The following is a 12,224-nucleotide window of genomic DNA, read 5'->3' on the forward strand; positions in this document are numbered from 1 at the left end:
GTGTTAGGGTCCGCCTCGTTCTGCCGGCAATTGCAGCTATGGGCGGGAAAATGCGACGAAGAACGCTGGCCGTGTTGTTGGCGATTTCCTTCCCGGTGCTCGCCGGGTGCGGCGGCGCGCCCGTCGACGGCGCGGCGGCCGCGCCGGCCTCGCTGCCGGCCCCGACGCCCACGCCTACTTCGGTGACGGCCCCTGCTTCGCCTTCTTCATCGTCGTCGCCGGCGCCTTCGACGTCTCAACCTGCGCCTCCGTCGACTCCGACGCCGCCGTCGACCACGCCGGTCCGGAGCTGCCGCAGCCCGGAGTTCACCACGAGCGACCCCGACGGCGGCTGGTCCGACGGCGGCTATTACGTCCACAACAACATGTGGAACGTCGGGGAAGCGGGCCCGGAAACGCTGCGGGCATGCGCGTACGACAACTGGTACGTCGAATCCACCCAACCCGATTCGACGTCGGTGAAAACCTATCCGAACGTGCACAAGGACATCAACAATCAGAACGGAAAGCCGTTCAACGACTATTCGGTGATCAAATCGACCTTCGCCGGCCGCGGCCCGGGCACCGGCATCTACGACGTGGCCTACGACCTCTGGCTGAACGGCGTGGGCGACGGCAAGGGCGTCACCGAGGTGATGGTCTGGACGGAGAACCGCAAGCAGCAACCCTCGGGCGACAAGCTGACGACGTACGTGGCGGGCGGCTTCACCTACGACGTCTGGGCGGACGACGACGGGTACGTGGCGTTCGTGTCCCGCTCGACGCAGTACGCGGGCAGCGTGGACCTGAAGGCGATGATCGCCTGGGCGATCGGCAAGGGCCTGATCCCCTCGAACCCGACGGTCAACCAGATCGGCTACGGCATCGAGTTCTGCTCGACCGGCGGCGGCAAGGCCCGCTTCACGCTGTCGGACTTCTCGGTGACGATGAGCTAGCGTCAAGCCGCGGCGCGGGTGGCCAGGTAGGCCAGGTGGTGCGAGGTCGCGAACGCGATCGGCTTGCTGGTGTCGCCCAGAGCCCGCCCGCCGCCCGTCGCCACCTCGTGGATTTCGTGATCTCCCCAGGAGAAGCCCGGGCCGGCGTAGCCCGCCGATTCGACCACGCGGCGGCACACGACCCGGAACGCGCGGCCGCGGGCCGGCTCCTCGCCCGGCTCGTCCGGCATCCGCTCTCGCGAGTAGAGCCAGCGGTGCGGGCACGTGTACTTCAGCGCGACGTGCTTGCTGCGGAAGCCCGGCCCGGGCATCGGGTGCACGGCGCCGTAGTCGCCGAACCGCAGGTGCGCGGCGCCGGCCCGCACCAGCTGTTCCCACAGCACTTCTTCGGCTCGTGCCTGTTCCCAGGTCGCCGTCTGGCCGAGCATCTTCGGGATCGAGCCGGTCAGCAAGCTCGTCGAGCCGAAGGGGCCCAGGCCGGTGAGCACGGCCAGGGTGGCCGCGGCCCGCTCGGCCCGGGTGGTCGTCGCCTCGGCGACGTACTGGAGGTCCAGGACCACGTGGATGTCGCCCGGTTCGAGCGCCAGCCGCTCGACGAGCCGGCCGAGGGTGTCCCGGTCGGCCGTACCCGGCCGGACCCGGAGGGCGACTCCGGCTCCCAGTTCGGCGCCGAGGCGCCCCAGCGTCGCGGCCTCCTGTTCGGTGGCGTCGCTGCGGACCACCGGGACGAACGGGACCGGCCCAGCCGTGTCGAGGAGGTCGGCCGGGCCGGCCAGGTGGTCGGCCAGCCGGCCGAGCGCGCCACCGGCGCCGAACCCGGGCCGGTCCGCCACGTCGGAGGCGTCGATCCAGCAGCTCCGGCCCAGGAGGTGCAGGTGGCGTGCGACGTCCTCGACGTCGTCGAGCTGGTCGGCGGGCCGCTTCCGGTCCGGGTCGAACTGCAGCAGTGGCTGCACCCGCCGGACCTGGGCGGGCCGGGTCAGGGCGCGGAGCGCGGCCAGTTCGCCGGCCTTCGCGCGCAGAGCCACCAGCGTCGTGAAGCCGGCGTGCGCATCCACGGAGCTTCCGATCACGTCAGGTGAGTACCCGGTTACATCGAGCGTAGATCGGTGGGGCTCGGCGGAGAATCCACCACACGAATGAAGGCCACCACCCGGCGGACCAGGTGGTGGCCTTCATCGACGAGGTCAGACGCCCAGCGGGTGCCAGACCGTCTTGGCCTCCAGGTACCGCCGCAGCCGGGTGAGGTCCGGCGCCGTCGTCCAGTCCGGTTCCGTCTCCGGGACCGTCAGCACCCGCTTCACCGTGTTCGCCGCTTCGCGCTCCAGGGCCGGGCGGTCCGCCGGGGCGGCTCCCGTCGGGTCCAGCGCGTTGACGTCGCCGTGCGAGGCCAGCCAGGGGCCCAGCTCGGCCGCGTGGCCCGTGAGGATGTTCGCCACGCCGCCCGGGACGTCGGACGTCGCCAGGACCTCCGACAGCGTGATCGCCGGCAACGGCCGCTCCGCGCTCGAGACCACCACCGCCGTCGAGCCCGTCGCCAGGACCGGGGCCAGGACCTCGACCAGGCCCAGCAGCGACGACTGCTGCGGCGCCAGGACACCCACGACCCCCGTCGGCTCCGGGAGCGTGAACGAGAAGTACGGGCCCGCCACCGGGTTGGCCGAACCCAGCACGGAGGCGATCTTGTCCGTCCAGCCCGCGTACCAGACCCAGCGGTCGATCGCCGCGTCCACAATGGACTCGGCCTTCTTCGCGGCCAGGCCTTCCGACGCCGACACCTCGGCGATGAACTGGTCGCGGCGGCCCTCCAGGACCTCCGCCACCCGGTAGAGCACCTGGCCGCGGTTGTACGCCGTGGCCGCCGACCAGCCGGGGAACGCCTTGCGCGCGGCCACCACCGCGTCGCGGACGTCCTTGCGCGAAGCGTGCGCCGCGTTCGCCAGGAACTTGCCCTTGCCGTCCGTCACCGGGTACACCCGGCCCGACTCGGAACGCGGGAACTTGCCGCCGATGTACAGCTTGTACGTCTTCGCGACGGAAATTCGGTCAGACATTCAGGTACGCCTCCAGCCCGGTGCGGCCGCCTTCGCGCCCGAAGCCGGATTCCTGGTAGCCGCCGAAGGGGGCGGTGGGGTCGAAGCGGTTGAAGGTGTTGGCCCAGACCACGCCGGCGCGCAGCTGGTTCGCCATCCACAGGATCCGGGAGCCCTTTTCGGTCCAGATGCCGGCCGAAAGCCCGTACGGCGTGTTGTTCGCCTTCGCCACGGCCTCGTCCGGCGTGCGGAACGTCAGCACCGACAGCACCGGCCCGAAGATCTCCTCGCGGGCGATCCGCATCGACTGGTGGACGTTCGCGAACACCGTCGGGGCGAAGAAGAACCCGCGGTCCGGGACCGGGCACGGGCTGGTCCAGCGCTGCGCCCCCTCGGCGTCCCCGGCCTCGACGAGCCCCTGGATCTTCGCCAGCTGCTCGGCCGAGTTGATCGCGCCGACGTCGGTGTTCTTGTCCAGCGGATCGCCGACGCGCAGCGTCGAGACTCGGTAGCGCAGCTTCTCCAGCACCTCTTCGGCGATGGACTCCTGCACCAGCAGGCGCGAGCCCGCGCAGCAGACGTGGCCCTGGTTGAAGAAGATGCCGTTGACGATGCCCTCGATCGCCTGGTCGAGCGGGGCGTCCTCGAAGACGATGTTCGCCGCCTTGCCGCCCAGCTCCAGCGTCAGCTTCTTCGCCGTGCCCGCCACCTGGCGCTGGATCGCCTTGCCGACCTCGGTCGAGCCGGTGAAGGCGATCTTGTCGATGTCGCCGTGCTCCACGATGGACGCACCGATGTCGCCCGCGCCCGGCAGGATGTTCACCACGCCCGGCGGCAGCTCGGCCTGCTGGCAGATCTCGGCGAAGACCAGCGCGGTCAGCGGGGTCGTCTCGGCCGGCTTGAGGACCACGGTGTTGCCGGTGGCCAGCGCCGGGGCGATCTTCCAGGCCAGCATCAGCAGCGGGAAGTTCCACGGGATGATCTGGCCCGCCACGCCCAGCGGGCGCGGGTTGGGGCCGTAGCCCGCGTAGTCCAGCTTGTCGGCCCAGCCGGCGTGGTAGAAGAAGTGCGCGGCCGCCGTCGGGACGTCGGAGTCGCGCGACTCCTTGATCGGCTTGCCGTTGTCCAGGCTCTCCAGCACGGCCAGCTCGCGCGAACGCTCCTGGATGAGCCGCGCGATGCGGAAGAGGTACTTCGCGCGCTCGGTGCCCGGCATCTTGGACCAGACGCCGGTGTAGGCCTTGCGCGCGGCCTTGACCGCGGTGTCCACATCGGACTTCGACGCGGTGCCGACCTCGGCCAGGACCTCTTCGGTGGCCGGGTTGATCGTCTTCAGCGGCTCACCCGAGCCGTCGACGAACTCGCCGTTGACGAAGGGCTTGTAGGAGTCCTTCAGGTTCGCGATGGCGCGCGATTCCGGCGCCGGTGCGTACTCGAAAACAGGCATCAGTCCACCGTCACGTAGTCGGGGCCGCTGTAGTGGCCGTCCACCTGGGTGCGGCGCTGCAGCAGCAGGTCGTTGAGCAGGCTGGACGCGCCGAAGCGGAACAGGTCCGGGGTCAGCCACTCTTCGCCGGCGACCTCGTGCACCGCGACCAGGTACTTGATCGCGTCCTTCGTCGTCCGGATGCCGCCCGCGGGCTTGACGCCGCGCAGCTCGCCGGTCTGCGCGTGCCAGTCGTGGACGGCCTGCAGCATGATGTGGGTGACCGGCAGCGTCGCGGCGGGGGACACCTTGCCGGTGGAGGTCTTGATGAAGTCGCCGCCGGCCAGCAGCGCCAGCCACGACGCGCGCCGCACGTTGTCGTAGGTCGCCAGCTCGCCGGTCTCGAGGATGACCTTCAGGTGGGCGTCGCCGCAGGCCTGCTTGATGGCCTGGATCTCCTCGAAGACGTCCATGTACCGGCCTTCGAGGAAGGCGCCGCGGTCGATCACCATGTCGACTTCGTGCGCGCCGGCCTCGACGGCGATCTCGGTGTCGGCCAGCTTGATCTCGCGGCTGGTGCGCCCGGCGGGGAAGCCGGTGGCGACGCTCGCGACGTGCACGCCACTGCCCTTCAGCGCTTCGACGGCCGTGGCGACCATGTCCGGGTACACGCAGACGGCGGCGACGCGCGGGGTGTCCTGGCGTTCGGGATCGGGCCGCACCGCCTTCGCGGCCAGCGCCCGGACCTTGCCCCGGGTGTCGGCGCCCTCCAGCGTGGTCAGGTCGACCATGGAGATGGCGGTGTCGATGGCCCACCGCTTGGCGTCCTTCTTGATGCTGCGCGTGCCGAGGCCCGCCGCGCGCTGCTCGACGCCGACCTGATCGACACCGGGCAGCCCGAGCAGGAAGCGGCGCAGGCTCGCGTCATCGCGAGTCGCGTCCACCAGCGGTGCCGGGGTGGCCGGCGCCGCTGACGTGCTGGTCGTGGCTGTCATGCGCCTGAGTCTAGGCGGCGGGTCCGACAGTGTCGTCCGACAGTGCGAGCCCCCGTTGGTTGTGACGCTGGGTGCCGAACGCGTCACAAAGCCGTGGTCAAGACCCTTCGATCTGCGGCGGTTCCGACCGCTTCGCCGGCTTCCGGTACACGACGACCCCGCCCCAGAACGCGAGTCCGTTGATCCTCACCGTCGGGGCCGTCGGCGGGGCCGGGGGTGCGCCCGACTTGTCCTCCAGCACGAACCCGCCCATGAACCCGATGCCCGTGACGTCCACGTTGACGTCGTCCGGGACCGTGATCTGAATGCCGCCCATGATCGCCACCGCGGTGATCGTGCAGTGCTTGTCCGCGAACCGCGCCTGCCGCAGGTCGATCTCCGCGCCGCCCCAGAACGCGAAGCTGTTGTGCTGCGGGGGCAGGACCCAGCTGCCCTTGCGGACCGCGCCCGACAGCACGCCGATCGACACCGGGGAGCCCGGGTGGCCGCCGATGCGCTGGTCCGGGAAGCCCAGGGCCCGCGTGGTCGCCGGCTCGACCGCCGCGGACGACATCGGCAGGTCCGCCGTCACCGGCTTCAGTTCGCCGAGGGTTTTCGCCGCGTAGATCGTCGTGAGCCGTTCTTCCAGCTCGTTCACGGTGATCCGGCCCTCCGAGAGGGCGTTGTGCAGCACCTGGGCGACGCGTTCGCGGTCCGCGTCGGAAGCCCGCATCTGGTCGGGCGTCAGTTCGCTCACCCGGCGCAGCTTATCGGCGAAAACCACCCAGCGTGTCCATCTTCTGGAGGACACTGTCCCGATGGTCGAGTTTCCGGACGGCACCCGCGTGCACGGGCGCGGGCTGGCACGCCCCCGCCCCGACGGACCCGAGCCCGATTTCGGGCTCTACCTGGGGACGAGCCGGCTGCGGCGCAAGCACGGCGGGGGCATCACCTGGCCGCACGAATGGGTGACCTGGCCGGACTTCCTGCTGCCGGTCCACCCCGCCGATGCCCGCGAAAAGATCAAGGCCCTCCACGAGCGGGCGAAGACCGAGACCGTCGAGGTCGCCTGCTACGGGGGCGCCGGCCGGACCGGCACCGTGCTGGCCTGCCTCGCGATCCTCTCCGGCGTGCCCGCTCACCAAGCCGTCGCTTGGACAAGAGCGCACTACCACGAGCGGGCCGTCGAAACGCCCTGGCAGCGCGGCTGGGTGAAGAGCTTCGCGAAACGGCTAGATTGACCCGCATGGATGTGCACGTCGTCGACCACCCCCTCGCGAAGGCCCGGCTTTCCACGATGCGCGACGCGCGCACCGACAGCGCCGCGTTCCGGGCCGCGCTGCACGAGCTGACCGTCATGCTGGTCTACGAAGCCACGCGCGGCGTGCCGGTGAAGATCGAGAAGATCCACACGCCGGTCGCCCGCACCGACGGCTACAAGCTGGCCAAGCCGCCGCTGCTGGTGCCGGTGCTGCGCGCCGGCCTGGGGATGGCCGACCAGGCGCACAAGCTGATCCCGGACGCGCAGATGGGCTTCGTCGGCCTGGCGCGCGACGAGGAGACGCTCAAGCCGACGCCGTACCTGGAGTCGCTGCCGGAATCGCTCGCCGACCGGCCGGTGCTGGTGCTCGACCCGATGCTCGCCACCGGCGGCTCGATGGAGTACACGATCCGCCTGCTCACCGACCGCGGCGCCGACGACGTGACGGCGATCTGCGCGCTCGCGGCGCCGGAAGGCTTGGCGCACCTGGAGAAGACGGGCCTGCCGGTCCGGGTGGTCACGGCGAGCATCGACGAGCGCCTCAACGACTCGGGCTTCATCGTCCCGGGCCTCGGCGACGCGGGTGACCGCCAGTACGGCGCCGTCTGAGCCGGTGCCGGTGCTGAAGTGGCGGTGGATCGCCGTGACCGCCGTCGCGGTCGCCGCTGTCACCGGGGTCCTGCTCTGGCTGTTCCTGGCCTGGTCCGGGCGGCCGGACGCGCCGGTCCGGATCGACGCGGTCAAGACGGCGTTCGGCGTCGGCGCGGGCGCGGGCGGCGTGTTCGCGTTGTGGCTGGCGACGCGCCGCCAGCGCACGCTGGAGGTGCAGCTGGCCGAGACGACCCGGGACCTCGAGGAGCGCCGGGTCACCGAGCTGTACACCAAGGCCGTGGAGCAGCTCGGCAGCGACAAAGCTCCCGTGCGGCTCGGCGGGCTGTACGCGCTCGAGCGGCTCGGGCAGGACAACCCGAAGCAGCGCCAGACGATCGTGAACGTGCTGTGCGCCTACCTGCGGATGCCGTTCAAGGCTCCGGTCGTGGGACTCAAAGGCACCGCAGCACGCGACCTGGACGACGACCCCGAGGAGAGTGAACTCCTCGTCCGGCTGGCCGTGCAGGAGCTGCTGAAGACGCACCTGAGCCACGACGCGGCGGGCTACTGGCCGGGGATGTCGATCGACCTGCAGCGAGCCACTCTCGTCGACTTCCGGCTGAGCGGCTGCACCCTGGCCGCCGCCGACTTCAGCCGCGCCCGGTTCATCGGTCAGCTCCACATCCGCGGCACGCGCTTCACGCGCCAGGTGGGGTTCTACGGCGCGGAGTTCCGCGACATCGCGAACTTCGACCGGTCGGTCTTCGAGGAGGGCGCGTTCTTCTCCCGGGCGCATTTCGCCAGGGACGTTCGCTTCACCAGGATCCGCTCGGGCGGCCGGTTCGAGTTCCCGCGCGCGGTCTTCGCCGAGGGAGCCGCCTTCGACGGAGGCGAACACGAGGAGCTCGACCTGACGGACGCGCAGTTCCCCGCGGCCGAGTAGCGCAACATCCGGGTCGGTGCCGGCCACGAAGGGGTGTGACCAACCATGCGACGGGGGCGCCGGTGGGTGATCGGGCGCTGGACGATCGGACACTGTGGGACCGGGCGGCCGAAGGCGACGAAGCGGCCTTCAGCGAGCTCTTCGAACGCCATGTGGAGGCGGTCTGGAACCACGCCTACCGGCTGACCGGCTCGTGGAGCGCGGCCGAGGACCTCACCTCGAACACGTTCCTCACCGCTTGGCGCCGCCGCGCCGAGGTGACGCTGGTGCGCGACAGCGCGTTGCCGTGGCTCTACACCGTTGCCGGCAACGCGGCCAAGGACGAGTACCGCGGCGCGCGAAGGCGGCTGCGGCTGCTGCAAAAGATGCCTGACGCGCCGGTGGTGTCCGACCACGCCGACACCGTGGCCGAGCGGCTCGACGGCGAGCAGCGGTTACGCGAAGTCGTCGAGGCCGTCCGGACGCTGCCCAAGGCGCAGCGGGAGGTCGTCGAGCTGTGCCTGCTCGGCGACCTCAGTGCCGCCGACGCCGCGGCGTTGCTGGCCGTCGCCGAAGGCACCGTCCGCGCCCACCTGTCCCGGGCTCGCGCCCGGCTGCGCACGTTGCTGGAGGAGAAATGAGCGACGACCCCGGCCTGCCGCTCCGGCGGAAGCTCCCGGACGACGTCCGGGCGCGGTTGCGGACCGAAGTCCGCCAGGGCCTCACGAAACCACGGCGGAGGAAGCACGTCTGGTACGCCGCCGCGGCGGCCGTCGCGGTGCTGGCCGCGGGCGCGGTCGTCGTGACGCAGTCGGTCCGGCCGCAGCCCGTGGGCGGTCCCGCGCCGACACCGCCGCCGAGTGCGGACGTCCCCAACCGGCTGACGCTCGACGTGCAGGTGGCGACCTCGTCGCTGGACCGCTGCTGGGCCGCGGTGCAGGCGGCGGGCAAGACGGACCGCGTGCCCCCGCGTGCGGACTGGGTCCCGCTGTTCACGGAGGTCTTCCAGGCCGACGCGGTGGTCGCGGCCACCGCCGCCGGAAAACCGATGTTCTGCGAGACCACCGAGACGACCGTGACGCTGTCGGACCCGGGAGCCACTCCTGCCTACGCCCCGGACACGCGCACCGGGCTGCTGCTGCAGAGCGCGACCGGGATGGTCGGCGGAATCCTCGCCCCCGATGGAGCCGGGCTGTTCCTCGACTCGCGAACCGAAGGCGGCGACAACATGTCGCAGGCCCTCTACTTCTCCCCGGTCACCCGGCAGTTCGTCGGGGTGACCCGGAGCGACCCGGCGCGGACGACACTCACCATCGGCAGGCCCATGCAGCCGGGCGCGAAGACGTTGCCCGCGGCGCCGCCGCCCCTGCTTTCGGTCGTGGACCGGCCGGTGACCAGCGACCGGACGTCATCCGCGGGCCGGGCGCTGGGCGACTGCCTGGCGGCGGCGGAAATGGAAGCGATCCCCGACGCGGCGGCGTACGAGCCGGGGCCGCTGCTCGCGACGGACGACTACCGGGTGGTCCTCGGCCGCTTCGGCGACCGGTTCGTGGTGTGCACGACCGAGCCCGACTACCGGCGGCCGGGGAAGACGAGGGCCCGCGCCTTCCCCAGCGGCCCCCCACCGGAGAAGCCGCCGGCGTACCCCTTGATGGTGGACACCCTGGGCCATCCCCAGACGGGTGCCCCGCCGGGGGTGGCTCGCCGGCCGTTCGCCGCGGTCCTGCCCGCGACCGCGGCGACGGCGGTCGTCGACTTCGGGAGCGGCGCGAGCACCGAGACCCACGTCGTGGACGGCATGGTCGTCGTGTGGGCCCCCGCGAACATCAAGGTCCTCCCGGAAACGAACGTCCACGTGACGGCGCGAGACGCGAAGGGCGGGGTCGTCTACGACGGGACGGTGCCGCTGGTCTGAGTGATCTGAGGCCGCAGCCAGCCGGAGGCGTTCGCGCGCAGGGCCCGCTCGTAGGAGCTGGTGACGTCGAACCCCTCCGGCAGGTTGCCGGTCAGCTCCAGCGACACCAGGCCGTGCACGATGGCCCAGCAGCCGACCGCGACCGTCTCCGGCGGGACGTCGAGGAAGACGCCGTCGGCGATGGCGCGGCGGATGATCCGTTCCAGGGGCTTGAGCGTTTCGCGGGCGAGCTTCTCGGCGTCTTCGTTCGGCTCGAACCCGGGCACCGACTTGGTGAACATGATCCCGTAGAGGTGCGGGTCGGCCAGCGCGCTGGTGCGGTACGCGCTGCCGAGGGCGACGAGGTCCTCGACGGCGTCGCCGGTCAGCGGCGTCCCGGCCATCCGGGCGCCGAAGCGGCGGAAGCCCTCGGTGTACAGGGCGTTCACCAGATCGGGTTTGCTGCCGAAGAGCGAGTACACGGCGGTGGTCGACGTCCCGGCGTCGGCGGCCAGCTTGCGCAGGGAAAGCGCCTTCGGGCCGTCGGCCGCGAGGAGTTCGCCGGCCCGGTCGAGCAGCTTGAGCCGGAGCGCTTCGTCGTGCGTGCGTGGTCGCGCCATGTACGCAGCGTATCGGAACGGTGTTATGGAAGGCCAGTGCCGGGAGTTGACCTGGAGTGCACTCCAGGTCGTACTGTCGGGCCATGAGCTACTCGATAGCGGAAGCCGCGCGACGTGGCGGACTGTCCATCGACACCCTCCGGTACTACGAGCGCATCAAACTGCTCGATCCGCCCGCACGGGACACCGCGGGCCGCCGGGCCTACTCCGACGACGACCTCGGCTGGCTGGGGTTCCTGACCAAGCTGCGCACCACCGGGATGCCCATCAAGAGCATGCGCGAGTACGCGTCGCTGCGCCGTCACGGCCCCGCGAGCGCGGGCCGCCGCAAGGCCCTGCTGGTGGAGCAGCGCCGGTCGGTCGCCGAGCGGATCGCCGAGCTGCAGGGCTGTCTCGACGTCCTCGACTACAAGATCGAAAACTACGCCCAGGTCGAGCGCAAGGTGCTCGGCGTGGAACCCGGCATGGAGGAGATTTCCGCGTGAAGAACAGGAAGCTGGGCGGCCTGGAAGTCGGCGCCCAGGGGCTGGGCTGCATGGGGATGAGCCAGGCCTACGGCGTCCGCGACAACGACGACGAGTCGATCGCGACCATCCACCGCGCGCTGGAGCTCGGCGTGACGCTGCTGGACACGGCGAACGTCTACGCCAACGGCGTCAACGAGGAGCTGGTCGGCCGCGCGATCGCCGGCCGCCGCGACGAGGTCGTGCTGGCGACGAAGTTCGGCATCGTCTGGAACGACGGCGCGATGGGCGCCCGCGGTGATGCCGCGTACGTGAAGCAGTCGTGCGACGAGTCGCTGCGCCGTCTCGGCGTCGACCACATCGACCTCTACTACCAGCACCGCGTCGACCCGGACACGCCGATCGAAGAGACCTGGGGTGCGCTGGCGTCGCTGGTGGAGGCCGGAAAGATCCGGTACGCCGGGATTTCCGAGGCGAGCGCGGCGACGATCCGGGCCGCGCACGCGGTGCACCCGGTGACGGCGCTGCAGAGCGAATGGTCGCTGTGGACGCGGGGGATCGAAGGCGAAATCCTGGACACGTGCCGCGAGCTCGGCATCGGGATCGTCCCGTTTTCGCCGCTGGGTCGGGGTTTCCTGACGGGCGCGGTGAAGTCCGTCGCGGACCTCCCGGAGGACGACATGCGCCGCGGCCTGCCGCGCTTCGCCGAGGGCAACTTCGAGCGCAACATGGCGATCGTCGAGGCCCTGCGCAAGCTGGCTTCGGACAAGGGCGTGACGGCGGGTCAGCTGGCGCTGGCGTGGGTCCAGTCCCAGGGCGACGACGTGGTCCCGATCCCGGGCACCAAGCGCCGCAAGTACCTCGAGGAGAACGTGGCGGCGGCTTCCTTGGAGCTGACGGCCGACGACCTGGCGGCCATCGCGGCAGCCGCACCGGCCGACGCGATCGCGGGAGAGCGCTACCCCGAACGGCTCGCCCGCGCGGCCGGCAAGTAAGCGTTCTGCCGCAGCTTGTCGTGAGTGGTAAGGCGGGTTCTAACCCGCCTTACCACTCACGACCGGGCACGTGCGTAACTTACTTCTGAGGCTTTTCTGAGATCTCCGG

General features: G+C 71.0%; 14 protein-coding genes. 8 read left to right on the plus strand and 6 right to left on the minus strand.

From position 1 onward, the window contains the following. The first annotated feature begins 50 nt into the window (after positions 1–50). A complete protein-coding gene (locus C2L58_RS29660; protein ID WP_103340966.1) occupies positions 51–935 on the plus strand; it encodes a GH12 family glycosyl hydrolase domain-containing protein in 885 nt (294 codons plus the stop codon). 2 nt (positions 936–937) lie between these two features. Here C2L58_RS29660 and C2L58_RS29665 read toward each other — a convergent pair whose 3' ends face one another. The 5 genes from C2L58_RS29665 to C2L58_RS29685 all read right to left on the minus strand — a co-directional run bounded on the left by C2L58_RS29665 (position 938) and on the right by C2L58_RS29685 (position 6,101). After that, positions 938–2,008: a beta family protein gene (locus C2L58_RS29665; RefSeq protein WP_103340967.1), complete on the minus strand. Its 1,071-nt coding sequence runs from the start codon at positions 2,006–2,008 to the stop codon at positions 938–940. Positions 2,009–2,122: 114 nt separating this feature from the next. After that, positions 2,123–2,989: an aldehyde dehydrogenase family protein gene (locus C2L58_RS29670; protein WP_103340968.1), complete on the minus strand. Its 867-nt coding sequence runs from the start codon at positions 2,987–2,989 to the stop codon at positions 2,123–2,125. Then, a complete protein-coding gene (locus tag C2L58_RS29675) occupies positions 2,982–4,415 on the minus strand; it encodes an aldehyde dehydrogenase family protein (protein ID WP_103340969.1) in 1,434 nt (477 codons plus the stop codon). The genes C2L58_RS29670 and C2L58_RS29675 overlap by 8 nt, the downstream gene beginning before the upstream one ends. Beyond that, positions 4,415–5,389 (minus strand): deoxyribose-phosphate aldolase, encoded by a 975-nt coding sequence (gene deoC, locus C2L58_RS29680; protein ID WP_103340970.1) that lies wholly within the window; start codon positions 5,387–5,389, stop codon positions 4,415–4,417. The genes C2L58_RS29675 and deoC overlap by 1 nt, the downstream gene beginning before the upstream one ends. Positions 5,390–5,486: 97 nt before the next feature. Continuing rightward, a complete protein-coding gene (locus C2L58_RS29685) occupies positions 5,487–6,101 on the minus strand; it encodes a DUF1707 SHOCT-like domain-containing protein (protein ID WP_199191515.1) in 615 nt (204 codons plus the stop codon). Positions 6,102–6,186: 85 nt separating this feature from the next. Between C2L58_RS29685 and C2L58_RS29690 the strand changes: the two genes are divergently transcribed. The 5 genes from C2L58_RS29690 (at position 6,187) to C2L58_RS29710 (ending at position 10,057) form a co-directional block, all read left to right on the plus strand. Continuing rightward, positions 6,187–6,609 (plus strand): protein-tyrosine phosphatase family protein, encoded by a 423-nt coding sequence (locus C2L58_RS29690; RefSeq protein WP_103340971.1) that lies wholly within the window; start codon positions 6,187–6,189, stop codon positions 6,607–6,609. Positions 6,610–6,614: 5 nt separating this feature from the next. After that, the gene (gene upp / locus C2L58_RS29695) at positions 6,615–7,238 is read left to right on the plus strand and encodes a uracil phosphoribosyltransferase (protein WP_103340972.1); all 624 of its coding nucleotides are present in this window, start codon (positions 6,615–6,617) and stop codon (positions 7,236–7,238) included. A gap of 34 nt (positions 7,239–7,272) precedes the next feature. Next, positions 7,273–8,163, plus strand: a complete 891-nt coding sequence (locus C2L58_RS29700; RefSeq protein ID WP_103341093.1) for a hypothetical protein — start codon at positions 7,273–7,275, stop codon at positions 8,161–8,163. Positions 8,164–8,225: 62 nt separating this feature from the next. Continuing rightward, a complete protein-coding gene (locus tag C2L58_RS29705) occupies positions 8,226–8,783 on the plus strand; it encodes an RNA polymerase sigma factor (protein WP_103340973.1) in 558 nt (185 codons plus the stop codon). Next, positions 8,780–10,057 (plus strand): hypothetical protein, encoded by a 1,278-nt coding sequence (locus tag C2L58_RS29710; RefSeq protein WP_103340974.1) that lies wholly within the window; start codon positions 8,780–8,782, stop codon positions 10,055–10,057. Before C2L58_RS29705 ends, C2L58_RS29710 begins: the two co-directional genes overlap by 4 nt. On the opposite strand, the gene C2L58_RS29715 is transcribed toward C2L58_RS29710, so the two are convergent. Next, positions 10,030–10,656: a TetR/AcrR family transcriptional regulator gene (locus tag C2L58_RS29715; protein WP_103340975.1), complete on the minus strand. Its 627-nt coding sequence runs from the start codon at positions 10,654–10,656 to the stop codon at positions 10,030–10,032. The genes C2L58_RS29710 and C2L58_RS29715 overlap by 28 nt on opposite strands. An 83-nt stretch (positions 10,657–10,739) precedes the next feature. Here C2L58_RS29715 and C2L58_RS29720 point away from each other — a divergent pair, with 83 nt between their 5' ends. Both C2L58_RS29720 and C2L58_RS29725 read left to right on the plus strand, forming a co-directional pair. Beyond that, the gene (locus C2L58_RS29720) at positions 10,740–11,141 is read left to right on the plus strand and encodes a MerR family transcriptional regulator (protein WP_103340976.1); all 402 of its coding nucleotides are present in this window, start codon (positions 10,740–10,742) and stop codon (positions 11,139–11,141) included. Between the two features lie 50 nt (positions 11,142–11,191). Next, the gene (locus C2L58_RS29725; protein ID WP_233226024.1) at positions 11,192–12,115 is read left to right on the plus strand and encodes an aldo/keto reductase; all 924 of its coding nucleotides are present in this window, start codon (positions 11,192–11,194) and stop codon (positions 12,113–12,115) included. Positions 12,116–12,224: the final 109 nt, after the last annotated feature.

Source organism: Amycolatopsis sp. CA-126428, assembly GCF_002904335.1.
GTDB lineage: Bacteria > Actinomycetota > Actinomycetes > Mycobacteriales > Pseudonocardiaceae > Amycolatopsis.

What these genes read in the sequence shown, in the direction of transcription:
- C2L58_RS29660 (WP_103340966.1), top strand. Translation starts at nt 51, where the DNA reads ATGCGACGAAGAACGCTGGCCGTGTTGTTGGCGATTTCCTTCCCGGTG.
- C2L58_RS29670 (WP_103340968.1), bottom strand. Translation starts at nt 2,989, where the DNA reads ATGTCTGACCGAATTTCCGTCGCGAAGACGTACAAGCTGTACATCGGC.
- C2L58_RS29675 (WP_103340969.1), bottom strand. Translation starts at nt 4,415, where the DNA reads ATGCCTGTTTTCGAGTACGCACCGGCGCCGGAATCGCGCGCCATCGCG.
- deoC (WP_103340970.1), bottom strand. Translation starts at nt 5,389, where the DNA reads ATGACAGCCACGACCAGCACGTCAGCGGCGCCGGCCACCCCGGCACCG.
- C2L58_RS29685 (WP_199191515.1), bottom strand. Translation starts at nt 6,101, where the DNA reads ATGCGGGCTTCCGACGCGGACCGCGAACGCGTCGCCCAGGTGCTGCAC.
- C2L58_RS29690 (WP_103340971.1), top strand. Translation starts at nt 6,187, where the DNA reads ATGGTCGAGTTTCCGGACGGCACCCGCGTGCACGGGCGCGGGCTGGCA.
- upp (WP_103340972.1), top strand. Translation starts at nt 6,615, where the DNA reads ATGGATGTGCACGTCGTCGACCACCCCCTCGCGAAGGCCCGGCTTTCC.
- C2L58_RS29710 (WP_103340974.1), top strand. Translation starts at nt 8,780, where the DNA reads ATGAGCGACGACCCCGGCCTGCCGCTCCGGCGGAAGCTCCCGGACGAC.
- C2L58_RS29715 (WP_103340975.1), bottom strand. Translation starts at nt 10,656, where the DNA reads ATGGCGCGACCACGCACGCACGACGAAGCGCTCCGGCTCAAGCTGCTC.
- C2L58_RS29720 (WP_103340976.1), top strand. Translation starts at nt 10,740, where the DNA reads ATGAGCTACTCGATAGCGGAAGCCGCGCGACGTGGCGGACTGTCCATC.
- C2L58_RS29725 (WP_233226024.1), top strand. Translation starts at nt 11,192, where the DNA reads ATGGGGATGAGCCAGGCCTACGGCGTCCGCGACAACGACGACGAGTCG.